General features: G+C 71.4%; 21 protein-coding genes, 1 tRNA gene and 1 pseudogene. 11 read left to right on the top strand and 12 right to left on the bottom strand.

The genetic code is table 11. The features are described from left to right. Positions 1-3: 3 nt before the first annotated feature. The 4 genes from EGM46_RS08100 to EGM46_RS08115 all read left to right on the top strand — a co-directional run bounded on the left by EGM46_RS08100 (position 4) and on the right by EGM46_RS08115 (position 2,180). Positions 4-897 (top strand): mechanosensitive ion channel family protein, encoded by an 894-nt coding sequence (locus EGM46_RS08100; protein WP_125099652.1) that lies wholly within the window; start codon positions 4-6, stop codon positions 895-897. Then, positions 894-1,370: a globin gene (locus EGM46_RS08105; RefSeq protein WP_125099653.1), complete on the top strand. Its 477-nt coding sequence runs from the start codon at positions 894-896 to the stop codon at positions 1,368-1,370. Before EGM46_RS08100 ends, EGM46_RS08105 begins: the two co-directional genes overlap by 4 nt. 62 nt (positions 1,371-1,432) lie before the next feature. After that, positions 1,433-2,014 carry an HhH-GPD-type base excision DNA repair protein gene (locus tag EGM46_RS08110; RefSeq protein WP_125099654.1) on the top strand — a complete coding sequence of 194 codons (582 nt, stop codon included), beginning with the start codon at positions 1,433-1,435 and terminating at the stop codon, positions 2,012-2,014. A 93-nt stretch (positions 2,015-2,107) separates the two neighbouring features. After that, a tRNA-Arg gene (locus tag EGM46_RS08115) sits at positions 2,108-2,180 on the top strand. 74 nt (positions 2,181-2,254) lie between these two features. Here EGM46_RS08115 and EGM46_RS08120 read toward each other — a convergent pair. From EGM46_RS08120 to EGM46_RS08160, 9 genes are all read right to left on the bottom strand, one after another. After that, a complete protein-coding gene (locus tag EGM46_RS08120; RefSeq protein WP_241156244.1) occupies positions 2,255-3,202 on the bottom strand; it encodes a DUF1214 domain-containing protein in 948 nt (315 codons plus the stop codon). A gap of 24 nt (positions 3,203-3,226) precedes the next feature. Next, complete coding sequence (locus tag EGM46_RS08125) at positions 3,227-4,165, bottom strand: DUF1295 domain-containing protein (RefSeq protein WP_125099655.1); 939 nt, start codon at positions 4,163-4,165, stop codon at positions 3,227-3,229. 7 nt (positions 4,166-4,172) lie between these two features. Beyond that, entirely contained in the window at positions 4,173-6,104 is a 1,932-nt protein-coding gene (locus tag EGM46_RS08130) for an AMP-dependent synthetase/ligase (protein ID WP_125099656.1), read from the bottom strand. A gap of 140 nt (positions 6,105-6,244) precedes the next feature. After that, a complete protein-coding gene (locus tag EGM46_RS08135; protein ID WP_125099657.1) occupies positions 6,245-6,868 on the bottom strand; it encodes a peroxidase-related enzyme in 624 nt (207 codons plus the stop codon). Then, the gene (locus tag EGM46_RS08140) at positions 6,865-7,410 is read right to left on the bottom strand and encodes a hypothetical protein (RefSeq protein ID WP_125099658.1); all 546 of its coding nucleotides are present in this window, start codon (positions 7,408-7,410) and stop codon (positions 6,865-6,867) included. The genes EGM46_RS08135 and EGM46_RS08140 overlap by 4 nt, the downstream gene beginning before the upstream one ends. Next, positions 7,407-8,171: an ABC transporter ATP-binding protein gene (locus EGM46_RS08145; protein ID WP_125099659.1), complete on the bottom strand. Its 765-nt coding sequence runs from the start codon at positions 8,169-8,171 to the stop codon at positions 7,407-7,409. The genes EGM46_RS08140 and EGM46_RS08145 overlap by 4 nt, the downstream gene beginning before the upstream one ends. Further along, a complete protein-coding gene (locus EGM46_RS08150) occupies positions 8,164-9,006 on the bottom strand; it encodes an ABC transporter ATP-binding protein (RefSeq protein WP_125099660.1) in 843 nt (280 codons plus the stop codon). The genes EGM46_RS08145 and EGM46_RS08150 overlap by 8 nt, the downstream gene beginning before the upstream one ends. Further along, complete coding sequence (locus EGM46_RS08155) at positions 9,003-10,883, bottom strand: ABC transporter permease (RefSeq protein WP_125099661.1); 1,881 nt, start codon at positions 10,881-10,883, stop codon at positions 9,003-9,005. Before EGM46_RS08155 ends, EGM46_RS08150 begins: the two co-directional genes overlap by 4 nt. A 70-nt stretch (positions 10,884-10,953) precedes the next feature. Further along, positions 10,954-12,108 (bottom strand): ABC transporter substrate-binding protein, encoded by a 1,155-nt coding sequence (locus EGM46_RS08160; RefSeq protein WP_125099662.1) that lies wholly within the window; start codon positions 12,106-12,108, stop codon positions 10,954-10,956. Positions 12,109-12,276: 168 nt separating this feature from the next. Between EGM46_RS08160 and EGM46_RS08165 the strand changes: the two genes are divergently transcribed. Continuing rightward, positions 12,277-14,067 carry an FAD/NAD(P)-binding protein gene (locus EGM46_RS08165; RefSeq protein ID WP_125099663.1) on the top strand — a complete coding sequence of 597 codons (1,791 nt, stop codon included), beginning with the start codon at positions 12,277-12,279 and terminating at the stop codon, positions 14,065-14,067. Continuing rightward, positions 14,064-15,197 carry an FAD-dependent oxidoreductase gene (locus EGM46_RS08170; protein WP_125099664.1) on the top strand — a complete coding sequence of 378 codons (1,134 nt, stop codon included), beginning with the start codon at positions 14,064-14,066 and terminating at the stop codon, positions 15,195-15,197. The genes EGM46_RS08165 and EGM46_RS08170 overlap by 4 nt, the downstream gene beginning before the upstream one ends. A gap of 13 nt (positions 15,198-15,210) precedes the next feature. On the opposite strand, the gene EGM46_RS08175 is transcribed toward EGM46_RS08170, so the two are convergent. Further along, the gene (locus EGM46_RS08175) at positions 15,211-16,008 is read right to left on the bottom strand and encodes a siderophore-interacting protein (RefSeq protein WP_125099665.1); all 798 of its coding nucleotides are present in this window, start codon (positions 16,006-16,008) and stop codon (positions 15,211-15,213) included. Positions 16,009-16,214: 206 nt separating this feature from the next. On the opposite strand from EGM46_RS08175, the gene EGM46_RS08180 reads away from it, so the two are divergent. From EGM46_RS08180 to EGM46_RS08190, 3 genes are all read left to right on the top strand, one after another. Continuing rightward, complete coding sequence (locus tag EGM46_RS08180; protein ID WP_125099666.1) at positions 16,215-16,841, top strand: TetR/AcrR family transcriptional regulator; 627 nt, start codon at positions 16,215-16,217, stop codon at positions 16,839-16,841. Between the two features lie 88 nt (positions 16,842-16,929). Then, on the top strand, positions 16,930-18,639 hold the full coding sequence (locus EGM46_RS08185; protein WP_125099667.1) for an MDR family MFS transporter: 1,710 nt from the start codon (positions 16,930-16,932) through the stop codon (positions 18,637-18,639). Positions 18,640-18,664: 25 nt separating this feature from the next. Next, positions 18,665-19,873: an MFS transporter gene (locus EGM46_RS08190; protein ID WP_125099668.1), complete on the top strand. Its 1,209-nt coding sequence runs from the start codon at positions 18,665-18,667 to the stop codon at positions 19,871-19,873. On the opposite strand, the gene def is transcribed toward EGM46_RS08190, so the two are convergent. Further along, the gene (gene def, locus EGM46_RS08195; RefSeq protein WP_125099669.1) at positions 19,870-20,433 is read right to left on the bottom strand and encodes a peptide deformylase; all 564 of its coding nucleotides are present in this window, start codon (positions 20,431-20,433) and stop codon (positions 19,870-19,872) included. The genes EGM46_RS08190 and def overlap by 4 nt on opposite strands. Before the next feature lie 120 nt (positions 20,434-20,553). Here def and orn point away from each other — a divergent pair, with 120 nt between their 5' ends. Next, on the top strand, positions 20,554-21,246 hold the full coding sequence (gene orn, locus EGM46_RS08200) for an oligoribonuclease (protein WP_125099670.1): 693 nt from the start codon (positions 20,554-20,556) through the stop codon (positions 21,244-21,246). Between the two features lie 201 nt (positions 21,247-21,447). Beyond that, complete coding sequence (locus tag EGM46_RS08205; RefSeq protein WP_125099671.1) at positions 21,448-23,763, top strand: putative bifunctional diguanylate cyclase/phosphodiesterase; 2,316 nt, start codon at positions 21,448-21,450, stop codon at positions 23,761-23,763. Positions 23,764-23,812: 49 nt separating this feature from the next. Here the strand turns inward: EGM46_RS08205 and EGM46_RS08210 are convergent. Next, positions 23,813-24,338: pseudogene (locus EGM46_RS08210) on the bottom strand (hypothetical protein); the annotation flags it as partial.

Here is a 24,338-nt window from a genome sequence, read left to right on the forward strand (position 1 = left end):
ATCATGAGTGAGTTCGGCGCGGCACTCGCGAGCTTCTACGAGACGTACCACACGGTGATCAACATCATCGTGATCGTGATCGCAGCATGCCTCGTGAACTGGGTGCTGCGCCGACTCCTCATGCGCACGGTCACGCAGGTGGTGCGCGGGGTGAAGCGCGCCCAGGACGTTGACACGACCTCCGAGATGATGGCGGCGCCCTACGTGAACGCGCGCGCGGTGCAGCGCACACGCACGCTCGGCACGGTGGGGCGCCACATGATCACGTGGACCGTGGTGATCACCGCGATCATCCTGATCCTCGCGCAGCTCACGGTCGACCTCGCCGCGGTGCTCACCTCGGCCGGAATCGTGGCCGCCGGGCTCACCTTCGGCGCGCAGAACATCGTGAAGGACATCCTGAACGGGATCTTCATGGTGTTCGAGGACCAGTTGGGCGTCGGCGATGTGGTCCAGATCGGCACGGTCAGCGGCACCGTCGAGGACGTGGGGATCCGGGTCACCCAGGTGCGCGCGCTCGACGGCACCCTGTGGCACATCCGCAACGGCGAGATCCTCACGCTCGGCAACTCCTCGCAGGGCTGGGGCCGGGCGCTCATCGACGTGACGGTCGACGCGAATCAGGATCTCAGCCACGTCTCCGACGTGATGATCGACGCGGCACGCGCCCTCCTCACCTCTGAGAAGTACGCACGGAAAGTCACCGGCGAGCCCGAGGTGCTCGGCCTCGAGAGCGTGTTCGGTGACCGCGCCACCCTCCGCCTCGCGGTGCGCACGCGCCCGGAGGCCAGGTGGGAGGTGCAGCGCGGCATCCGCGCAGAGCTTCGTCGCGCGTTCGCCGAGGAGGGCATCGTGCTCTCCGACGAGCGCCCCAACCTGCCGGGAGGCACCGCATGACCGACCCTGCCCAGAACCCCACGCCCCAGAACCCCACGCCCCAGAGCACCCCGGCGCCGCGCCTCACGCTCCGCGCCGGCGCCGACGGCGCAGCCGTCACCGAGACCCTCTGGTCGCAGGTGGGCGGCACTGAGACGTTCGAGGTGATCGCCCGCGCGTTCTACCGCGGGGTGCGCGAGGACGAGGTGCTCGCCCCCATGTACCCGCAGGACGACTGGGAGGGGGCGACCTGGCGGCTCCGCGCGTTCCTTGAGCAGTACTGGGGTGGCCCGTCCACCTACTCCGAGGAGCGCGGGCACCCGCGCCTGCGCATGCGCCACCAGCCGTTCGCGGTGACGCCGGACGCCAAGGAGCGGTGGCTGCGCCACATGCACGCCGCCCTCGACGAGGCGGCGCTGCCGCCCATGCACGATGCGGCGTTCCGCGACTACGTTGAGCGCGCCGCGCTCGCGATGGTGAACCGCTTCGAGTAGCACACCAGCGTGGGCGGCGCGATGGGGATGCGCTCCGCGCGTTCCCGACCTATACTCGCGCCATGACGCTCCGATTGACTGACGATCCCGCCGCGGACGCGCTGCTGTCCGAGAACCCGCTCGCGCTCCTCATCGGCATGCTGCTCGACCAGCAGGTGGCCATGGAGGTCGCGTTCGCCGGCCCGCTGAAGATCGAGCAGCGGCTGGGCGCGGTCGACGCTGCGGCGCTCGCGTCAGCCGATCCTGATCTGGTGTCGGCCGCGTTCTCGCAGACCCCGGCGGTGCACCGCTTCCCCGGATCGATGGCGACGCGCGTGCAGGCGCTCTGCCAGCTGCTCGTCGACGAGTGGGGCGGCGACGCCGAGGCGATCTGGACGCGCGACGCGCCGGACGGGCCGACCGTGCTGAAGCGGCTGCAGACGCTGCCGGGCTTCGGCCCGCAGAAGGCGAAGATCTTCCTCGCGCTGCTCGGCAAGCAGCGCGGCTTCGCCGGCGAGGGGTGGCGCGAGGCCTCTGCGCCCTACGGTGAAGCGGGATCGGCGCGCAGCGTTGCCGACATCACCTCGCCCGAGACGCTGCAGCGCGTGCGCGAAACGAAGCGTGCGGCGAAGGCGGCGGCGAAGGCGGCGGCGAAGGGGAAGTAGCCGGCGCGTGAGCACGCGGGGGCGGGAGGCCACCGGGCGGGAAGCCGCCGGCGGCTCCCCGCACTGCCCTGCGCGGTGTACGCTCGTATGGTCGCCTCCGTAGCTCAGTGGATAGAGCAACGGCCTTCTAATCCGTCGGTCGCAGGTTCGAATCCTGCCGGGGGCACCGTTTCAGACGCACCAGAACCTGCAGACCGCGCTTGCGCGGGCGCGCCAGCCGCGCGCCCGCGGTTGCGCCGACTACTGCTCGGCGAGCTGCGGGAACTGCCAGGTGCCGTCGAGCACCTCGGGGCGCGGGCGGTAGAGCCGCACGAGGTAGTTCCAGCCGTCGGGCAGCGGCAGGAAGTTCGGGGCCGCAGGGTCGCCGCCGAAACGCACGGTGATCGAGCCGTCCGCGTCCCGCACGCCGGTGACGCTGTTCACGGAGTAGGCGTCCCACTCGTTGGGCTCGAAGAAGCCGGCCCCGTTGTACATGGAGATCGACCAGAAGCCGTCGACGGGGACGTCGGCGACGGTGAGGGTGTACTCCCCGACCGGCAGACGCGGATCGACGTTCTCGTAGCTCGCCTCGGACGCGGGGAGACCGCCCCAACCGGCCGCCGCGCCGAGCAGGTGCTCGATCGCCCCGACCTCTTCGCGGCGGCCGAAGCTGCGCTCGAGGCTCGTGAGTCCCTTCGCGAGCGTGAGCACCGCCTCGCGGGTTTCGGTGAACGACGCCTCGTCGACCTCGGCGGCCACGAACTGGCGCTGCCCGGTGGAGTGCAGCTGGAACTGATCCTGCAGGCGGTTGACCTCGGCGACGTCGGCGGGATCCTCAGAGTTCACCAGAATGCGCGCTGCGGCGCAGACGAAGTCGCTGCCGAGCTCCTCGGCGGTCAGCTCGTACGTGCCGGCCTCGTGCAGCACCCGGTTGATGTAGTGATCCTGGTTGACCAGCATGACCGAGACGTAGCGCCCGCCCACCTCGGGGATCGTGATCGTCGCACCGTCGGTGACGTCGATGATCGCGGCGCTGTACAGCGTGTCCCGGTTCATGCGGATGACCGTCTGCTGGTCGAGCGGCGTCGGCACGCGGAAGTGGTTCCAGACGTTCGACGCGCCGGCCGACGCGGCAATTCCCGTGAACATCCGCTCGCTCTCGGCGCGCGCGAAGTTCGAGTAGGTGACAGTGGCGGTTCGATTGCTCATACGGCTATCCTCGCGTGCGCCTCATTAGCGCGCATCACCCGAAACTGGTGAGCTTCGGTCGAGCCGGGGCCGCGTGAACCGCGGGACGAGCACGGGGACCTCGGCGACGTACCGCTCGTACGCGGCTTCCCCGCCCCACCGCTTCGTCGCGCGCGCTTCGAGCAGCGGGACGCCGCTCACGCGGGTGAGCAGGAGCGTGACGAACACCGGGGACAGCACCGTCACCCACTGCCACCCGGTCAGCACCGGCGCGGCGACGAGGAACACGCCGCACCAGAGCACGATCTCGCCGAAGTAGTTCGGGTGGCGCGAGCGCGACCACAGCCCCGTCGTGATGAACCGGCCGTCGTTTCGGCTGTCGGCGCGGAACGCCGACTTCTGCGCGTCGGCGATGACCTCGATCGCGAGCCCGGCGAGCCACACCACGATGCCCACCGCCGCGAGCCAGTCGATGGGGCGCTGCGCCGCTGGCGCTGCGCTCACCGCGGCCCACGCCGCCGAGGCGGTGAGGCTCACCCAGAGGCCCTGCAGCACCCAGACGCGGAGGAACACGAGCGGCTGCTGCACGATCTCCGTGAACCGCCCGTCGGAGCCGGCGCGCCGGACCCGGAGGAAGAGGAACGGGCCGAGCCGGAGCGCCCACAGCACCACCATCGCGGTGAGCACCCAGCTCCGCGCATCGGGCGCGGGTGCGGCGACGATGAGGAACACGGAGACCCCGATGAAGGTGAGCGATCCCGTGAGGTCGAAGAAGTGCTCGCTGCGCAGCAGCGCCGCCGGGATGAAGGCGATCACCTGCACGGCGAACGCGGCGGCGATGGCGATCGCGAAGAGCGGGAGGCCCTGCGAGGTCGCCCCGACCTGCAGGGTCGCCCCGCCCTGCGAGCCGGCGAGCGCGATGCCCGCGCCGAGCGCGAGCGCGATGACGCAGCCGATGATGGCGGCGCGGTTGGTGCGGGACATGGGTTCCTCAGCTCTCGGTTCGGGGTGCGGGCACCGCGTACGCGGCTTCCACCAGCTCGGCACCGCGCTCGAGCGCGACGCCGCGTTTGATCTTCAGCGTTGGCGTGATGAGCTTCGTGTCGCTCAGATCGGCCAGCACGAACGTGACGCGCTTCACCTGCTCGCTGCGCGACACGAGCGCGTTCGCGCGGTCGATGGTCTCGGCGAGCTCGGCGCGCAGCAGTTCGTCGGTCACCTCGGAGAACTCGCCGGGCGCTGCGCCGTGCGCCTCGGCACCGGCACGCTCCGCCCAGTCCGCCCACTCCTCGGGATCGAGCACGAGCAGTGCCGACAGGTACGGCCGCCCCTCGCCCACCACGATCGCGTGCGACACGAGCGGGTGCGCCGCAACGACGTTCTCCCAGCTCATCGGCGCGACGGTCTTGCCTGTGGAGGTGACGATCACGTCCTTGAGCCGACCGCTCAGGGTGAGGCGCCCGCGCTCGTCGAGCGAGCCAAGGTCACCGGTGCGGAAGAAGCCGTCGACGAACGCGGCCGCGGTGTGTGCGGGATCGCGGTAGCCGTCGCACACGCCGATCCCGCGCGCCAGCACCTCCCCCTCCGGGCTGATGCGGACGGTCAGCCCGGGCAGCGGGGTGCCGACGGTGCCGGAGCGGATCCGCTTCGGGAGGTTGCCGGTGAGCGGCGCGGTGGTCTCGGTGAGGCCGTAGCCCTCGATCACCGGCACGCCGATGCCGCGGAAGAAGAGCGACAGCTCGGCGTCGAGCGGCGCGCCGCCGGACAGCATGTACTCGAGCTTTCCGCCGAGCACCCCGCGCAAGCGGCGGAAGAACACGCGATCCCAGATCGCGTGCCGCACGCGGAGCCCGGCGGTTCCTCGGCCGGCGGCTGCTCGGCCGGCGATCTGCTCCTCATCGGCGTCCTCCGCCGCCCGGCCCCACGCGACCGCGGTCGCCTCGGCCGCGCGCCAGAGCGCGCTCAGGCGTTTCGCGTCGGCCTTCTGCGCCGCCGCCGCGCGCACCTTCTGCAGCACGCGCGGCACCACGACGAGGAAGGTTGGCCGCAGCACCTGCAGGGTGGGCACCACCTGCGCGGGATCTGCGAGGTGCGCGATGCGCATGCCGTTCGCGAGGCAGATGAGCTGCAGCCCGCGCGCGAGCACGTGCGCCAGCGGGAGGAAGATGATCGTGTTGCCGGTGTCGCGCACCACCTCGCTGTACGCCGCGGCGATGTTGAGCACCTGGCCGAGGAAGTTGCGGTGGGTGAGCACCGCACCCTTCGGCTCGCCGGTGGTCCCCGAGGTGTACACGATCGTGGCCGGCGAGTCCGGGCCCGCGAGCGTGCGCCGCTCCTCGAGCGTCTCGTCCGAGACCGCGTGCCCCTGCGCCGCGAGCGCGGCGAGCGTGTTCGTCGACGTGATCGCCACGGCACCGGCACCAGCACCAGCACCGGCACCGCCGTCGACCACCCACACGCCGATGGCGTCGTGCGGTGCGGCGTCCATCGCACGCGCGAGCAGGTCACGCTGCTGCGCGTCCCCGGCAACGGCGAGGCGGATTTCTGCGTCGCGGACGATGGCGGCCACCTGCTCCGCTGAAGCTGTGTCGTAGATCGGCACAACGACGGCTCCTGCGAACCAGGCGGCGAGGTCGGCCACCGCCCACTCGTAGCGCGTCGCCGACATGATCCCGACCGCGTCCCCTGCCGCGACGCCGACCGCGAGCATGCCCTTCGCGAGCGCGGTGACCTCCGTGAGGAACTCGCGCGTGGTGACGGCGCGCCACGCGCCAGCGCCCTCGCCACCCGCGGCGCCTCGCTCGTCCAGCACATCGAAGGCGACGTGCTCGGGCGCGTGCGCGGCGCGTGCGGTGAGGAGATCGGTGACGTTGCGATGCCCGTCGATCTCCACTCGCAGCGGTGTTGACCACTCGTTGACCATGCTGGGCTCCCATCCTGCGGCGTCCGCGTTCGGGTGCGTCGGACTCCCCTACCCAACATCTTAGCCAGGCGAATATCTCGCCAGCAATAAGTAATGCCGGATCGGGGCTGGGCCGCCTGCCCGCAGCCCGGCTGCCCGCGCTACTCCCCCCGGGCCGCCGCGTCGTTCGCGCGCTGATCCGCGAGCGCAGCGGCGTCCGCGCCGTCCGGGGCCGCCGGCGCGCCGAGGCTCAGCATCAGCCGGTTCGCCCACGCGAAGAACGCGGTCGCCTGAATCACGTCGGTGATATCGGCGTCCGAGAGTCCGGCCTCACGCAGCGCGCGCACGTGGTGCGCGCCGAACGCGATCGGCGTCGCCGTGAGCGCGGCCGCGGCGTCGACGATGGCCCGTGCGCGCGCGGGAAGCTCGGCTTCGGGGCCCTCGCTGAGCAGCCGCTCGACCGTCTCGGCGTCGCGCGAGAACGTCGCCGTGAAGCGGGCGTGCACGCTCGCGCACAGCTCGCAGCCGTTCACGCGCGACGCGACGGTCGCGGCGAGCTCGCGGTCGCCGCGCGGCAAGCCGTTCCGCGTGAGGAAGATCGCGCGGTCGAGCTCGGTACGCGCGATGAGCGAGGCAGGGTGCCACGCGAGCAGCCGGAAGTAGGGCGAGTTCGGCCACACGCTCGACTCGTACGCCGCGCGCTGCGCCTCGCTCGCGGTGTCCGGGCCGGCCGGTTCCAGCCAGGCGTGCCAGGCGCGCTCTTCCATGGTGAAGTGGCGGCTCATGCTGGCACCTCGTTCAGTACGGCGAGGCCCGCGGCGACGCGCGTCTGATAGGTCACGAACGCGACAATCTGCGAGAGCACCACCACCTCGGGGATCGACCAGCCAGCGACCACGAGCGCGTCGACGTCGTCGGGCGTCGCCGCGGCGGGGCGCAGCACGAGCAGGTCGACGTGGCGCAGGAGCGCGCGCAGCTGTCGGCTCGCACCACGACCGGCGGCCCCGTCGGCCCCGCCGGTGACCAGCGCGTGGACGTCCACGGCCGCGCCGTCCGCACCGCCGTCCGCCGCGCCGTCCTCCTCGGCGAGCAGTTCCAGGTAGTAGTCGAGCAGCTCGCGCGAGCGATCGACGTGCGCCGCGCGCGCGGCGCTCAGCAGGCGCGTTGCCCGGTCGAGGCCGGGCGCCTCGTCGCCGTCCGCGACGTCGAGCAGCGCGCTGAGGCTAGCCTCCGCCGCTGCGCCGACCGCCGGCCGGTGCCCCGTGAGTGCCGCGGCACGCGCGGCGTCAAGCCCCGCGATCCCCGCGAGTGTGTCGTGCGCGGTCATGCCACGCTCCCTTCCTGTTGCCCGCGAGCGGGCTCCTCGGTTGTGTCGAGTCCGCGCCCCAGGTAGGCCTCCTGGATCGCCGGGTCTGCGGCAAGCCGCTCCGCGCTGCCCGCGAGCACCACCTCGCCCGTGCGCAGCACGTAGCCGCGGCTGGCGATCGAGAGCGCAAGCTCGGCGTTCTGTTCGACCATCAGCACGGAGATCCCGAGCTCACGGTTCAGCTCGGCGATGCGGCCGAGTACCTGCTCAACGACGATGGGCGCGAGCCCCATGGTCGGCTCGTCCATGCAGATGAGGCGCGGCCGGCTCATGAGCGCGCGGCCGAACGCGAGCATCTGCTGCTCCCCGCCCGACATGCTCCCGGCGCGCTGCGTGCGGCGCTCGCGGAGCCGCGGGAAGAAGTCGTACACCTCGGCGAGGGTGGCGCGTATGCCACGATCCCTGCGCGTGTGTGCGCCGCTCAACAGGTTGTCCTCGACCGTCATGTCGGGGAACACGCGCCTGGCCTCCGGCACCGAGGCGATCCCGGCGCGCACGCGGCGCGCGGTCGACCAGCCCTGGATCTCCTCGCCGTCCCAGAGGATGCGGCCGGCGTCCGGTCGTTTGAGCCCCAGCACCGTCTTCATCGTGGTGGACTTGCCCGAGGCGTTCCCCCCGAGCAGCGAGACGATCTCCCCCGCGCCGATCGTGAGGCTCAGCCCGATGAGCGCCGGGCTCTGCCCGTACGACACGTGGACGTCGTCCAACTGCAGCTCAGACATCGCTTCCTCCCTGCGCGTGCTGCGCAAATGACGCACCGAGGTACGCCTCGATGACGCGCGGATCGCGCTGCACCTCAGCGGGCGTTCCCTCGGCGATGATGCGCCCCTCGTCGAGCACGATGATGCGGTCCGAGAGCGTCATGACGAGATCGAGCTTGTGCTCGACGAGCAGCATGCTCTGGCCCTGCTGCTTGAGGTCGAGCAGCTGCTCAAGCACCTCGGCGGTCTCGGTCTGGTTCATGCCGGCGGTCGGCTCATCGAGCACGAGCAGGCGCGGCTCCGCGACGAGCGCACGCGCGATCTCGGTGCGCCGCCGGTTCGCGTACGACAGCGTGAACGCGTACCGCTCGCGTCGGGGCAGCAGCCGCTCGCCAAAGCGGGCGAGCTGCTGATCGACGCGCGCGTCGTCCGCGGCGGCGCGGCGCGGCGCGACGAGCGCGGCCCCCACCTCGGCGAGGAGCGCGATCCAGCGCAGCCCGGGAACCTCGCGGATGCGCGAGCGTCGCTTCCGCAAGCCGTCGATCCCGACGAGCACGTTCTCGCGCACCGTCAGGTTGCCGATGACGCGCCCGTTCTGGAAGGTTCGGGTGAGCCCGAGCCGGGCGATCTGGTGGGGCTTGCGGCCCGAGATCCGCACGCCGCCCAGCCGCACCTCGCCGCGATCGGCGGCGAGCACCCCGCTCACGATGTTGAGCGTGCTCGTCTTGCCCGAGCCGTTCGGCCCGATGATCGCGAGCACCTCGCCAGGCGCGAGCGACAGGCTCACGTCGTCCACGACGGTGAGTCCCCCGAATCGCTTGCTGATTCCCGTCACGGTCAGGAGCTGCTCGCTCATACGTGCACCGTCGCCTTCTCCTGCTGAACGCCACCACGGAAGAACCGGTCGCGGAGCGCCGTGATCCAGCGCACCTCGGCCCACAGCCCCTGCGGGCGCAGCAGGATCAGCGCGAGCAGCAGGACGCCGTACATGAGCAGTCGCCAGTCGGCGAGCGGCCGGAAGAGCTCGGGGACCCCGACGAGCACCACCGCGCCGATGAGCACGCCGATCGGTGCGCGCAGCCCGCCGAGAATCGCGATCGTGACGGCGAGCACCGACAGCGACACGTCGAACTGCTTCGGTTCGAGGAAGGTGAGCTGGGCCGCGTACAGCGCACCCGCGGCGCCGGCGAGCACGGCGGCGAGCCCGAACGCGAGCGACTTGTACGAGGCGGGGTGGAGGCCGGCCGACGCGGCGGCGACCTCGTCCTCGCGCACCGCGGCCCAGATCCGGCCGAGCCGGGAGCTGCCGAGGCGGCTCACGATGAGCACCGCGACGAGCAGGATCACGAGCGTGAGCCAGTACATCGCCGACGCGCTCCCGAGGGTCACGCCGAAGAGCGTGGGGCGCGGGATCGCGGCGATGCCGCGCGAGCCGCCGGTGATCTGCGGCAGGTTGAGCGCCGCGGCGGAGACCACCGCGCCGGCGGCGAGGGTTGCCATGGAGATGTAGTGGCCGCGCAACCGCCAGCTGGGGGCCGTCAGCGCGACCTGCAGCACGGCGGCCGCGAGCGCGGCGGCGGCGAGGCTTGGCCAGAAGCCCCAGGCGTATCGGGTGACGAGGATCGCCGAGGTGTACGCGCCGATCGCGAGCGCCCCGGCCTGGCCGAGCACGATCTGGCCGGCGAAGCCACCGACGAGCACGACCGAGAGCGCGAACAGCGCCATGATCCACACCTGCGCGCCGGCGCGCAGGAAGTAGTCGCTCGCGATCAGCGGGATCGCGAGGAGCACCGCCGCGCCGGCGACGCCGGCCCAGCGCGGCAGCCTGAGCGGCCTGCCGGCCCCGAAGAAGGTGCCGGTCATGGGCTCCGCAGTGATCGTTGGGATGCGGCCGAGGATGCCAGCCGGGCGGATCCAGAGCACGAGCAGGAGCGAGCCGAACGTGATGAGCTGCCGCACGGAGTCGCCCCAGAGCGAGACGCCGAACGCTTCGGCGACGCCCAGCACGAGGCCGCCGATCACCGCGCCAGCGATCGAGCCGAGCCCGCCGATCGTGGCGGCGGCAAACCCCTGCAGCCCGGCGAGGAAGCCCATACTCGGCGCGACGTTCGAGGTGTACATGCCGACGAGCACGCCGGCGATGCCCCCGAGCGCCGAGGCGATCACGAAGGACAGCGCCTGGATCCGCTCCACCGGGATCCCCATCTGCTGCGCCGCCTCGGGGTCCTGTGAGGTCGCGCGGATCGCGCGCCCCGTGCGTGTGCGGCCGAGCACGAGCGCGAGGACGACGACGCAGAGGACGCTCACCCCGATGATCACGAGCGAGAGCGTGCCGAAGCGGAAGCCGAAGAGCTCGAGGTTGTCGCGCGGGAACGCGCTTTCCAGGCGCCGCGTCTGGGCGCCGAACACGCGCAGCGACACGTTGTCGAGGATCACGCCGATCGCGAAGGTGGCGAGCAGCACGGCGATGCCGGGGGCCTGCCGGAGCGGCCGCACGGCGATGAGGTACACCGCCCAGCCGAGCAGCCCGGTCATGACGATGACCGCTGGCGCGGCGAGCAGGATCGGCACACCGAGCGGTCCGGTCAGCCACCACGCGAGCATGGCGCCGATCGCGAACACCGCGCCGTGCGCGAAGTTGATGATGTTGGAGACCCCGAACACGAGCGAGACACCCACCGCGATCAGCGCGTAGGTGCTCCCCCCGACGAGGCCGGCAAGCAGGATATCCATGAAACTCCGTGTTCGTGCATCAGAGCGGCCCCGCGCGCGGGGCCGCTCTCTGCGTGGCGCGGTGCGCCGCTTACTTCTGCAGCGTGAAGGCGCCGTCCTCGATGACGAGCGGGAACTGCTCGGCGTCGCTCACGCGGCGCGTGTCGTCGAGCTGGTACTCGCCGTACAGCACCGAGGTGAAGTCGCCGCCGTCCGCGAGCGCGTCGCGGAGGCCCGAGCGGGTGAGCTCGCTCGCGCGCTCGGCGCCCTGCGCGACGGCGTTGAGCGCGTCGTACGCGCGGATGGCGTAATCGCTCGGGGTCGGCTCGCCGGTCGCCTCCTCGAAGCGGGCGATGAAGTCCTGCACCTCCGGGTCGGAGTTCTCCGGCGTGAAGTAGCTGAGCGTCTGCACGCCGTTCGCCGCGTCGCCCGCGAGGTCGATGAACTGCTGGTTGTAGATCGAGCTGATGCCGACGATCGGGGTGTCGATGCCGAGCTCGCGCGCCTGGCTCGTGATCAGTGCGCCGTCAGCCGCGTACGAGATGAGCACGATCACCTCGGGGTTCTTCGCCTTGGCCGCGAGGAGCAGCGGGCGGAAGTCGGTGCTCTCGGGGTCGTACGCGGTCGCGTACGCCTCGGTGAGCCCGGCGTCCTCCTCGCCCTGCTGGAAGAAGCCGTAGGTCTCCTGGCCCCAGTCGGTGTCGTGGTAGAACACCGCGGCGGTCTCGCCGGTCTCCGCGGCGAAGCGCGCCAGGCGGGGTGCTTCGAACTCCTGCGACACCCAGGTCGCGAAGACGTAGTCGCCCGCGTCGGTGACGTCGGGGCCAGATGCCGAGAACGCGAACTGCACGAGGCCGCCGTCCTGGTAGATCGGGCTCGCCGCCGAGGTCGCCGGGGTACCGAAGTCGCCGAGCACCGCGAGGATCGAGCTGTCGTCGACGAACTTCTGCGCGACCTGCGGGGCCTGCGCGGGATCCGCCTGCGTGTCCTCGTAGACGAGCTCCACCTGCCGGCCGTCGATGCCGCCGGCCTCGTTGATCTCGCCGAGCGCGAGGTCAAGGCCCTGGCGGAAGTACTCGCCGTACTGCGCGGAGTTGCCGGTGTCGGGGAGCGCCACGCCGAACCGAACGGGGGCGTCCTCGCCCTCCGCCGTGGTGGCGGAGCCGCTCGGCGCGCACGCGGCGAGCCCAATCGACAGCGCGGCGATCGCGCCAGCGGCGAGGGCCTTGCGACGGCGTGATGACATGACGGTTTCTCCTCAAAGACTCGGTGGTGCGCCGAGCGCGGCGCACCTCGCCCGCCCAGCATGGCACCGTGTGGTCGGACAACACGAAAGATGAAGTAATGTTACACATAAGCAAAGCTTGGACGCGGCCGATTTGCGCGGCCACGCCCCGCGTGGGATAACCGAGGGATGAGCACCGCAGCAGTGGCAATCGTCGGGGCCGGGGTGCGCGGCACCGCGGCGCTCGGCCGGCTCGCCGCCCAGCTGCGAGCGGCCGAGCCGCGCACGCGCGTCGACATCCACGTCATCGACCCCCACCCAGCTGGCTCCGGCGCGATCTGGCGCGCCGAGCAGCCCCGCTCGCTCGTGATGAACACGGTGCCAGCGCAGTCCACCGTGTTCGACGACGCGAGCCTCGGCTTCGCCGCACCACTCGGCGGACCATCGTTCGCCGAGTGGTGCGCGCGGCTCGCGGCGGGTGAGCTGGACGGTGCAGCGCCGTGGGAGGCCGAGGCCGCGGCCGCGACGCTCCCGTGGAGCAGCCCCTCCCGGGCGCTCTACGGCGCGTACCTGCGCTGGGCGTTCCGGGAGATCCGGGCGGCGCTGCCCGACACCGCGCGCATCATCGAGCACCGCGCCACCGCGCGCGGGATCGCCCGAGCGGACGGCGCGTTCCGCATCACGCTCACCTGCGAAACGTCCGAGCCCGCCGGAGCAACGTCCGAGCTCACCGTGGACGCCGTGCTGCTCGCGCTCGGCTGGCTGCCACGCGACGCCGCGCCGACGGGTCCGGGCGCGCGCCACGGCGACATCGGGCCGGCGCAGCCGATCGATCAGCGGCACGCCGAGATCGCACCGGGCGAACGCGTGGCCGTGCGCGGCATGGGGATGGGGTTCACCGACCTCCTCGCCCTCGTCACCGAGGAGCGCGGCGGGCGCTACGTTCCGCGCACGAACGCGAGCCGCCCTGGCGAGCTCGACTACCTGCCGAGCGGCGCGGAGCCGACGCTCTTCGCCGGCTCACGGAGCGGGCTCCCGTTCCTCGCGAAGCCCGACTTCGGCGCGGTGCCGCCCCGCGCGCGCCTCGATGCGCTCAGTGCGGCGCTGCCCGCGCTCCGGGAGCGGCGCCCCCTCGACTTCGGCAGCGACGTGCTGCCGCTCATCATCGCCGACGCCGACGCCGAGCTCCGGCGGGCCGAACGCGAGCTGGGCCTCCCGCACGGCCCGCGCTTCGATGCCGCACGGATCGCTCCCCCGCTGACCGCGACGAGCGGCGCCACGATCGACGCGGAGGTGTCCGGCCGTATCACGGGGGATGTGCGCGCGGCAGCGCTCGGCAGCGCGAGCCCGTGGAAGCGCGCGCTGCACGTCTTCCAGGCGGCGCGCGCCGCGGTGATCCCGCTTACCGATTTTGGCGGAACGAGCCCCGCCGGGGTGCCGGCGCTTCGGCGCTTCATGAGCCTCGCGAATCTCGCGGGCAGCGGGCCGCCGCGCTTCCGCGTCGAGCAGCTGCTCGCGGCGCACCGCGCCGGCGTCGTGCGCTTCCTCGGCCCGGGGCTCACGGTGCGGGCGTCCGGCCCGGCCGACACGGCGCCCGTGCGCCTCGCCGCAGGCTCGCGCGCACCGCACGACGCGGTGCCGGTCGACCGCGTGGTCGACGCGCGGCTCGACCTCCCCGACCCCGCGCGGCTCGACGACCCGCTGCTCGAGAGCCTGCTCGACCGAGGGCTCGCCCGGCCCTGGCCAGGCGCCCCGGCCGGGGCGTGCACCACCCTCGAGATCACCGCGGCAACGAGCGCGCTCGTCGGCGCGGCCGGGCAGCCGATCCCCGGCCTGCACTCGGTGGGCCCACTGCACGAGGAGCAGCGCCGCTTCACGATCATTGCGCCGATCCCGAACGCCGGCTCGACCGTGCTGCGCGAGATCGACGCGGCCATCACGGCCATCCGCACCCACCTCACCGAACGGAGTTTCGCATGAGCGATCAGCTCGACCACATCATCGTCGGCGGCGGCGTCATGGGGCTCGCCACCGCGTGGCAGCTCGCGGCGCGCGGGCAGCGCGTGCGACTCCTCGAGCGCTTCGAAGCGCACCACACCCGCGGCGCCTCGCATGGCTCGACGCGCAACATCAACAACGCGTACAGCGAGGAGCACTACCTCACCCTGCTCGACGAGGCGATGGTGCTCTGGCGCGAGCTGGAGGCCGGCGCGCCCGCGCCCCTGCTCGGCCTGCACGGCCTCGTCACGCAGGGCGACGAGGACACCGTGCGCGAGACCCATGCCGCGCTCGTCGCGCGCGGCGCCGACGCGGTGCTCCTCGACCCGGCCGACGCCGCGGCACGCTGGGGCGGCATGCGCTTCGCCGGCCCCGTGCTGCTCACCAGGGAGGCCGGCATCGGCTACGCGGCGCGCGCGCTCGACGCGTTCGCGGCTGCGGCCACCGCTGGCGGAGCGGTGATCGAGCGCGGCGCGCGGGTGCACGCCGTCCTCCCCGGCGAGCAGCGCACCGCCGTCGAGTTCACCGACGCCTCGGGCGCGCGGCGCACGCTCACCGCGCCGAGCGTGATCGTCGCCGCTGGCGCCTGGTCGCGTCAGCTCCTCGCCGACCTCGTTGAGCTGCCGCAGCTCCGCGTCACCGAGGAGCACCCCGCACACTTCGCGCCGCGGGATCCCGGCTTCGCGTGGCCCTCGTTCAACCACGTTTTCGCCGACGATCAGCTCGACGCCCGCGGCGGCAACGTCTACGGGATGCCGAGCCCGGGCGAAGGCGTGAAAGTCGGTCTCCACCTCGTCGGGCACGAGGTGGATCCCGACGCGCGCACGTTCGGGGCGACACCCGAGGTGCGCGCTGCGCTGCGCGAGCACGTCGCCGAGTGGTTCCCCGGCCTCGATCCGGATCGCCCGGCGGAGATCAGCTGCACGTACACCTCGACCGAGTCGGGGCGCTTTGTGCTGGATCGGGTGGGATCGCTCACCGTTGCGGCAGGCTTCTCGGGCCACGGTTACAAGTTCGCGCCCGCCATCGGTCGCGTGCTCGCCGACGCGGCGCTCGGCCGCGCGGAGCCGCCAGCGCCGTTCCGGCTCGCGGCGCACCGCGACGCGGCGTAGGCCGCCTCCCCCGCTACTCCACCTCGGCGGACATGTTGCCCGTGCGGTCCTGCGTCCAGTAGCCGATCGCGTGGTGCCGGTCGCGCGGCAGCCCGAGCCGCGCACGCAAGTCGCGGCGGATCGCCCGACTCGTCGCGGCCTCGCAGGCCACCCAGGCGTACCAGGGCACCTCGGGGGCGTCGAGCTTCGCGACCTCTGCGGCGAGCGCGCTCGGCGCGCGCCCGTTGCCGGTGCCGACGAGCCAGGTGATGCGCACGTCGCCGCGGGTGTCGAGCTGCTGGATGTCCGCCTCGCTCGGCACCTCGACGATGGCGTGCGCCAGCCGCCCGGCGGGAAGCTGCTCGAGGATGCGGCCGAGCCCGGGGAGCCCGGTGGCGTCGGCGACGAGGAGCTGGAACTCGGCGTCGGCTGGCGCGGCGTAGTAGGAGGCTGGCTCGTCGCGCGTGCCCCCGCCGAACACGCCGATCACGTGGCCGGGTTCGGCCCGTTCGGCCCACCCCGAGGCGAGGCCGCCGTCGTGCACCACGAAGTCGATGTCGAGCAGCCGCCCGCCGTCACGCACGCTGCGCACGGTGTAGTGCCGCCACGGCGGTTCCTCACCCTCCCAGCCGCGGCCGTACTCGGGGAGGTTGAAGACGTCGATGCGCGCCGCTGTCTCCCCCGGTGCCGGCAGCGCGATGTCGATCCGCTCGTCGCCGCGGCCGTGCTCCGGCCAGCGCCAGTCGCCGACGGCGGCGAAGCTGAGGCGGAGCATGTGCGGCGTGATCCGGGTCTTCGCGACGAGGCGTGCCGGGGCGCAGGGAATCGCCATCCCGTGGCCCTACCGTCCCCGCCCGTGCGGCGGCGCGGCGGGAGACGACGTTGACGTGGTGCGCATGTTCCTCCGTGTGCTGTGGTGCTCGGCGCCGCGGTGCGACGCAGTCTGCGAACAGGCTACGGGGATCGCGTATCGCGCACGGGCCAGATCGTAGCGCGGAAATTTTGCACTCACAGGGAGATCGTGCATAATTGCACTTCATGAGCGAAAGTGCAGCGGAATCGGGCCGGTCGGCGAAAATGCGGCGCACCCGCATCGCGATCACCGAGCACGCGCGCAAGCTCACCGCCGAGCACGGCCTCGCCGGCTTCACCATCGAGGACGTGTGCGAGCCGGTCGGCATCTCCCGCCGCACCTTCTTCAACTACTTCCCCTCGAAGGAGGCCGCGGTGATCGGCTCACCGGCCGAACCGTTCGAGAGCGCGGCGATGCAGCGCTTCGTCGCCTCGGGCACGCGGTCCGGGCAGATCAGCCCCACCCTCCTCGACGACATGGTCGAGGTCGCGATCGAGATGATGGACGAGGTCTTCGACATCGCCGGCACCATCACGCACGTGAATCAGATCATCGCGAGGGAGCCCGAGTTCATGGAGAAGTTCATGCAGGACTCCGAGGAGGTGCACCAGCGCTTCACCTCGCTCATCGAGGAGCGCGAGGGCCTCACCCCCGGCGACCCGCGCGCCGGGGTCGCGATCCAGGTGCTCGGCAGCCTCCTCCACCACGCGGCGCACGCCTTCTTCGGCCGCGGCGAAACCGGCAGCATCGGCCCGGAGCTGCGGCGCACGCTCGCGCTCAGCCGCGAGCTGTTCACCGGGAGCGCACCGTGAGCCGCTAGCGCAGCACTCCCCGCACCGTTCCTGTCTGTTCCCTTCCGGCCCGCACGGCCGAGTTTCCCGACCCCGAAAGACGCATCGCATGACCGTTTCAGCCCCGACCGCGGCCCCGCAGGCCCCGCTCCTCCTCACTCAACGGAGAATCTGGATCATCTTCTCCGCCCTCATCGCTGGGATGATGCTCTCGAGCCTCGACCAGACCATCGTCTCGACCGCGATGCCCACGATCGTCGGGCAGCTCGGCGGCGTCGAGCACCAGGCGTGGATCACGACCGCGTACCTGCTCGCCACCACCATCGTCATGCCGATCTACGGCAAGTTCGGCGATGTCCTCGGCCGACGCACCCTCTTCCTCATTGCGATCGCGCTCTTCACGATCGCGTCGGTCGGCGCGGCCTTCGCGCCCGACTTCCTCTGGTTCGTGATCTTCCGCGCCATGCAGGGCCTCGGCGGCGGCGGCCTGATGATCCTGTCGCAGGCGATCATCGCCGACATCGTGCCGGCCTCCGAGCGCGGCAAGTACATGGGCCCGCTCGGCGCGATCTTCGGCCTGTCCGCGGTCGCCGGCCCGCTGCTCGGCGGCTTCTTCGTCGACCACCTCACCTGGCAGTGGGCGTTCTACATCAATATCCCGGTCGGCATCGCCGCGTTCGCGATCGCCTGGTTCGCGCTCACCCTGCCGAGCAAGAAGGCCGAGAAGAAGATCGACCTCCTTGGGGTGCTCACCCTGTCGATCGCGACCACCTGCCTGATCTTCTTCACCGACTTCGGCGGCAAGGCCGACTACGGCTGGGACGCCCCGGCCACCTGGCTGTGGGGCGCAGGTCTCCTGCTCGCCGCGCTCGCGTTCGTGCTGGTCGAAGCGCGCGCCGAGGATCCGATCATCCCGCTCGGGCTCTTCAAGAACCCGATCTTCATCAACGCGACGGCGATCGGCTTCACGTTGGGCCTCGGCATGTTCTCGGCGATCGCATTCGTGCCGACCTTCCTGCAGATGTCGTCGGGCGCGTCGGCCGCGGCCTCCGGCCTGCTCATGCTCCCCATGATGGCCGGCATGATGGGCACCTCGATCTGGTCGGGCATCATGATCACGAAGCGCCAGAAGTACCGGATCTACCCCATCGTTGGCACCCTCATCACCGCCGGCGCGATGACGGCCATGACCACACTCGCGGCGAGCACCCCGATCTGGCTCATCTGCGTCTACCTGTTCGTGTTCGGCGCGGGTCTCGGGCTGATCATGCAGGTCGTGGTCCTCGTGGTGCAGAACGCCGTCGACCCCGCCATGGTGGGCACCGCGACGAGCACGAACAACTACTTCCGCGAGGTGGGCGCCTCGCTCGGCGTCGCGATCTTCGGCGCGATGTTCACCACGCGCCTGAGCGAGAAGCTCGGCGAGGTGTTCGCCGGCGCCGGGGTGCCGAACGCCGGCGAGGCCGTCGCCACGATCGATCCGCAGAAGCTCGCCGAGATGCCCGACGCGATCCGGGACGGCGTGGTGAACGCGTACGCCGACTCGCTCGCCCCGGTGTTCTGGTACCTGATCCCGTTCATCCTCATCGCGTTCGTGTTCGCGCTGTTCCTGAAGCAGATCCCGCTCTCGGACCAGTCGGGCATGGTCGCGCGCGGCGAGGCCGTCTCCGGCGCGGAGGCGGAGGCGCTCGAGGCGGCGCAGCGCGCGAGCGCAGCGCCGGCGGGGCAGGACGCAACGCCGGCGGGGCAGGACGCAGCGCCGAAGGCCCAGGACAGCACCGACGGAGCGCGGCCGGCACCGGGCCAGGCACCGAGCTAGACCAGCACCGGGCTAGACTCGTGGGGTGACTGCCTCCTCGCGCCCCAGGCTTCCGTTTGAGGTCTGGGCGCTCGTGGCCGGCGGCTTCACCGTCGCCCTCGGCTACGGCGTGGTGGCGCCCGCGATCCCCCAGTTCGCGCTGGAGTTCGGCGTCTCCGCGTTCGCGGCATCGGCGATCGTGAGCGCGTTCGCCTTCATGCGGCTACTCTCCGCTCCCTTCGCCGGCTGGCTGGTGGGGAAGATCGGTGAGCGCCGCAGCTACACCGCAGGGATCCTGATCGTCGCGGTGTCGACCGGCGCGGCCGCGCTCGCGATGAACTACGGACAGTTCGTCGTGCTGCGCGGCCTCGGCGGGATCGGCTCGACCATGTTCACGGTCGCCTCGACCGCGCTGCTGATCAAGGTCAGCCCGCCTGACGCGCGCGGCAGGGTGGCGAGCCTCAACGCGGCCGGCTTCCTGCTCGGCGGCCTGCTCGGGCCGGTGTTCGGCGGCCTCGTCGCCGGATTCGGCCTGCGCGCGCCCTTCGTGTTCTACTTCCTCACGCTCATCGCCGCGGCGATCGTCGTCACGATCGCGCTGCGGCGCTCGCGGGTGGCGGGGAACCCCGAGCCAGCGCACGACGGCGCTCCGGCCGCGATGACGCTGGGCGAGGCGCTGCGCGTCAGCCAGTACCGCACGCTCCTCCTGTCGGTGTTCGCGTTCGGCTGGACCTCGTTCGGGGTGCGCGTCTCCGTGATCCCGATCTTCGTCGCGGTCGCGTTCCACGGCGACGCGGCCACCGCGGCCTGGATCCTCGCGGCCTACGCTGCGGGCAACGCGATCCTCATCTTCCCGTCCGGCAGGTGGAACGACACGCTCGGCCGCAAGCCGATGCTCATCATCGGCATGCTGACGCTCGCCGCGACCTACGCGGCGTTCCCCGCGTCGCCGAGTCTCACGGTTGCCGCCGCGCTCATGTTCGTCGCGGGCGCCGGATCGGCGCTCGTCAACCCGGGGCAGCAGGCGGTGCTCGCCGACGTGCTCGCGCAGCGCCGCGGCGGCACCGTGGTGGCCGGGTACTCGATGACGAGCGACCTCGGCGGGGTGCTCGGCCCGCTCGTCGCCGGCGCGATCGTCGACTCGGCCGGGTTCGGCTGGGCGTTCGGCGTCACCGCGCTCCTCGTCGCGGTCGCCGGGGTGGCGTGGACGCTGGCGCCCGACTCGCGCACGCTGGGCGGCGCGAGCGAGCGCTAGCCCTCCAGGTCGTCGACGCCGGGCAGCCAGCTCAGGCCGGGACGTCCCCAGCCGTTCTTGCGCTCGGCCTTCTGCGCGCCGCGGTGCTCCGGGTGCACCAGGCGGTCCACGTAGAGCAGGCCCTCCAGGTGATCGAACTCGTGCTGCAGGATGCGCGCGAACCAGCCACTCGCCTGGATCTCGAAGGGGGTGCCGTCGATGTCCTGCGCCCGCAGCAGCGCGCGGGTCGAGCGGCGCAGCGCGAATCGCTCGCCGGGGAAGGACAGGCACCCCTCCACCTCGTCCTCGCCGGGGAGGCCTGGCTCGAGCGGCGCGATCCACAGCTCCGGGTTGATCGCGACGCCCTGCGCCGGCGCCTCGTCCTGATCGTCATACATCCACACGAACACGCGCTTCCCCACGCCCACCTGCGGGGCGGCGAGGCCGACGCCCGGCGCGGCGACGGTCGTCTCGAACATGTCGTCGACGAGCGTGCGCAGTTCAGCGTCAAACTCGGTGACGGGCGCTGCGGGACGGTGGAGCACGGGGTCGCCAGAGATGACGATGGGAAGAACAGCCATGCACGCAAGTGTAGAGCCTCGCGCGCGGCCGGGCGGCCGAGCCCAGCCCGAGCCACGCAGCGATAGACTGGGGCGGTTCCGACGCAGCCGCGACGCGACGCCCATCGAGAGGACTCCGACATGTCGAATACCCCCGCCGAGCAGATCGTTTGGATCGACTGCGAAATGACGGGACTCGACGTGGATCAGGATGGGCTGTGCGAGATCGCCGTCATCGTCACGGACTTCGCGTTGAACCCGCTGCACCCCGGCTTCGAGATCGTGATCAACCCGGGTGAGGACGCGCTCGCGAACATGAACGACTTCGTGCGCTCGATGCACGAGAACTCGGGGCTCCTCCCCCGCATCGCGGAGGGCGCGGCGCTCGCGGACGCCGAGGCGCAGGTGATCGAGTACCTCCGCGGCTACGTCACCGCCGGGCGCCGGCCGCTCGTCGCGGGCAACACGATCGGGATGGATCGCCGCTTCATCGCGAAGTACATGCCGGCCCTCGAGGAGCGCCTGCACTACCGCAGCATCGACGTCTCGACGATCAAGGAGCTGAGCCGCCGCTGGTATCCCGCCGCCTACTTCGGGGCTCCCGAGAAGAACGGCGGTCACCGCGCGCTCGCGGATATCGCGGAGTCGATCCAGGAGCTCGCCTACTTCCGCGACGCCGTGCTCGTCGCGCAGCCCGGCCCGGACAAGGCCGCGTCGCAGCAGCTCTCCCAGGCGACGGTCGCGCACTTCGCCCCGCTCATCGCTGGGCCGGCGGAGACGGACGAGGCACAGACAGACGAAGCACAGCCGGACGAGGCTCCGGCCGCCGAGTAGGCCCGTCTTCCCTGCACCGCCGCGGCGAAGCAAATCCCCCAAACATGGGATGCGCGCGCGTGTCGGAAACGGTAGACGTGACATAATTGGTGCCGTTCGACAGCTGCGGTCACGCCGGAGAACACGAGCGGGATCGGGGGGATCCCTGCAGTGCGGCGCCGCCGCACTGCAGCATCACGGAGCACGGCAGTAGGAGAACGCATGGGGGCGCTGAAGCGGGAAACCCTGTTCATGGGCGCCTTCGCGGCCTTCGCCCTCGCCGCAGCCGTGTGCGGAGTGGTGCAGCTGCCCGGGGCTTCGCCACTGTCGTGGACCCTCGTCTTCACGGTCATCGTTGGCGTGATCATCTGCAGCCCGCTGCAGTTCACGATCGGACGCAGCGCAGGATTCCCCGTCGTCGGCGTCTCGATCGTGATGCTCACGATCCCGCCGTTCGAGCAGCGCCCGTGGCTCAGCGTCTGCGTCTGGGTGATCGGGCTGGGGATCTCCCAGCTCCTCATCCGCAGACTCGCCCTGCACGCGCTCTACCTCACCGGTCTGAGTGGGGCGGCGGCCGCCGCGTTCATGCTGGTGCGCGTCTGGCTCGACACGCTCGGCGTCTGGGAGGGGCTCGCGTTCCTCGTCGGCACGGCGCTCTACTACGGCATTTTCGTTCTCGGCGAGACCGTGCGGCGCAGTCTGCAGCAGGCCGACGCGAACGTGCTCGCGCGCAGCGCGCCCGTCAGCGGCCCGCGCCTGCTGCTCGTGATCGTCTCCGTCACGGCGGTGTCGATCCTCATGCGCGTCGTCGACCAGATCGTCATCCCGTTCCTGGAGCAGAACGACGAGCTCACGCGCTCCCCGTTCGTCGTGCTCTCGACGGCGCTCATCGGCTACGTGCTCGCCCAGCGACTCCACGCGATCGAGAGCAAGCGCAGACTCGACGCCGTGGTCGCGTCGGCGGTCGAGCTGCCGCAGGAGAGCGGCGCGAAGCTCACCCTGGCGCTGCAGAACCGCGCGTGCGACCTCGTGCGCGCGAGCCACGCGCAGGTGCGCGACACCGCGCCCGAGCGCGGAGAGATCGGCGCCCGCATCACGCTCGAGCCGGGCTGCGAGCAGTACCTGATCGCCACCAGGAAGGTGGGGAGCACGTCCTTCAGCAGGGAGGACGAGCGCGCGCTCGCCTCACTCGCGCACCTCGCCAACGAGGCGGCGCGGATCCAGAACGAGGTCACCTCGCTCGAGCAGCGCGCGAACACCGACCCGCTGACCGGGCTCCCGAACTACGGCGCGTTCCAGAAGGCGCTCGTGCACGCCAACGAGTTCCGCCTCTACCACGAGGGCATCGCACTGCTCTTCATCGACCTCGACAACTTCAAGCGCCTGAACGACACGCACGGGCACCGCGCGGGTGACGAGCTGCTGCGCGAGGTCGCGAAGCGCTTGGAGCGCGCGGCCGGCGGCGGCGACTTCGTTTCGCGGGTCGGCGGCGACGAGTTCGTCGTGATCCTCACCGGGCTCGTCTCGATTGAGCAGGCCAAGGAGTCCGCAGACCGCATCATCGCCGGCGCGACCGAGCGGCTCGCGATCGAGGGCACCGACATTCGTCCCGCCGTCAGCGCCGGCCTGGCGTTCTCGCACCACCGCGAGCTCGACGCGCAGACGCTCGTCGAGGACGCCGACCGCACAATGCTGCAGGCGAAGCGCTCACGCCACGAGACCGGTGGCGGCAGCAGCGTCAGCGTGTCCTCGCGCCGCTCCACCCGCACCAACGACATCGTCGCCCGTGCGATCCAGAGCCAGCGGCTCAGCCTCGCGTTCCAGCCGATCGTGCGGCTCGAGACCTCGCGGATCTGGGGCTTCGAGGCGCTCGTGCGGTACGTGGACCCCGAGCTCGGGCCCATCTCGCCGCCCTCGCTCGTCGCGCGGGCGAAGAGCCTCGGCCTCATGAACGAGCTCACCATGCAGGTGATCACGCAGTCGCTCAAGACCGCGACCGAGTTCCGCCGACTGAACGCCGAGCTCGAGACGATCACCGTGAACCTCGAGCTCACGCAGATCAGCGAGGATCAGCTCGGCCCATTCATCCGAGAGGCCGCCGCGGCGTACCCCGAGGTGAAGCTGTGCATCGAGCTCAATGAGCGCTCGCTCCGCGATGTGACCGACGATCTCCGGCGGGACGCCGAACAGCTCCAGCGCGACGGGATCATCATCGCGCTCGACGACTACGGCTCGGACGACTCCGCGGTGGGCGCGCTCGTCCATTTCCCGATGAACATCCTGAAGATCGACAAGAGCCTCATCAGCAACCTCGGCGACGTGCGTCAGCGCGAGGTCGTGAAGGCGCTGCAGAGCTTCGGCGATAGCCTGGGGCGCACCACCGTCGTCGAGGGCGTCGAGGACGCCGAGATGGCCGCCGTACTCGCCGAGCTCGGCGTCAGTAACGCGCAGGGGTACTACTACGGGCGCCCCATCTCCGCGGCGCTGACGACCGCCAGGATCCGGCGCTTCGGCACGCAGGCCGTCGTCAGCAGCTAAACGGGCTGGACTGCCGAGGACAGCGCTGCCGAATGCACCGCCGCCCGGGCTACTCGCCCGTCGGAGTGACGTCGACGCCGCCGTTCAGGCGGGCGATCGCCTCGTCCGAGTTGAAGTCGGGATCCGGCTCGATGAACGCGTCAACCACGCCCATGAACGCGAGCGCGGCGACCGACCACGAGTCAAAGCCGGCCGAGCTGGGGTCCGTCATCCCCTCAACGCCGAGGGTCTCGAAGTGCGCTTCGACGAGCGCCGGGACGGTCGCACGGACGATGCCGAGCCCCTCGATGACGGAGGCCGCAGCGACGACGAACGGCTGGTAGTCGCCCCGGAACAGCGGGCGGAGGCGGTACCCGACGGTGGGCAGCACGTTGCGGTAGAAGCTCTCCATCGTCTCGACGAAGGCCAGCTCGCTCGCGCGCAGGGCGTCGAGCACACGGGTGCGCTCCTCGCCCTCCGGCCAGGACATGATGGTGGTCGACAGCGCCGCGTAGGTGCGCCACTTGCTCGAGGCGGTCACGACATCGAAGTTGTACTCGGCCGCGGTCCGGATGACGTCGACGAGCACCGCGCGC

Source organism: Leucobacter chromiireducens (genome assembly GCF_003917135.1).
Classification (GTDB): Bacteria; Actinomycetota; Actinomycetes; order Actinomycetales; family Microbacteriaceae; genus Leucobacter; species Leucobacter chromiireducens_A.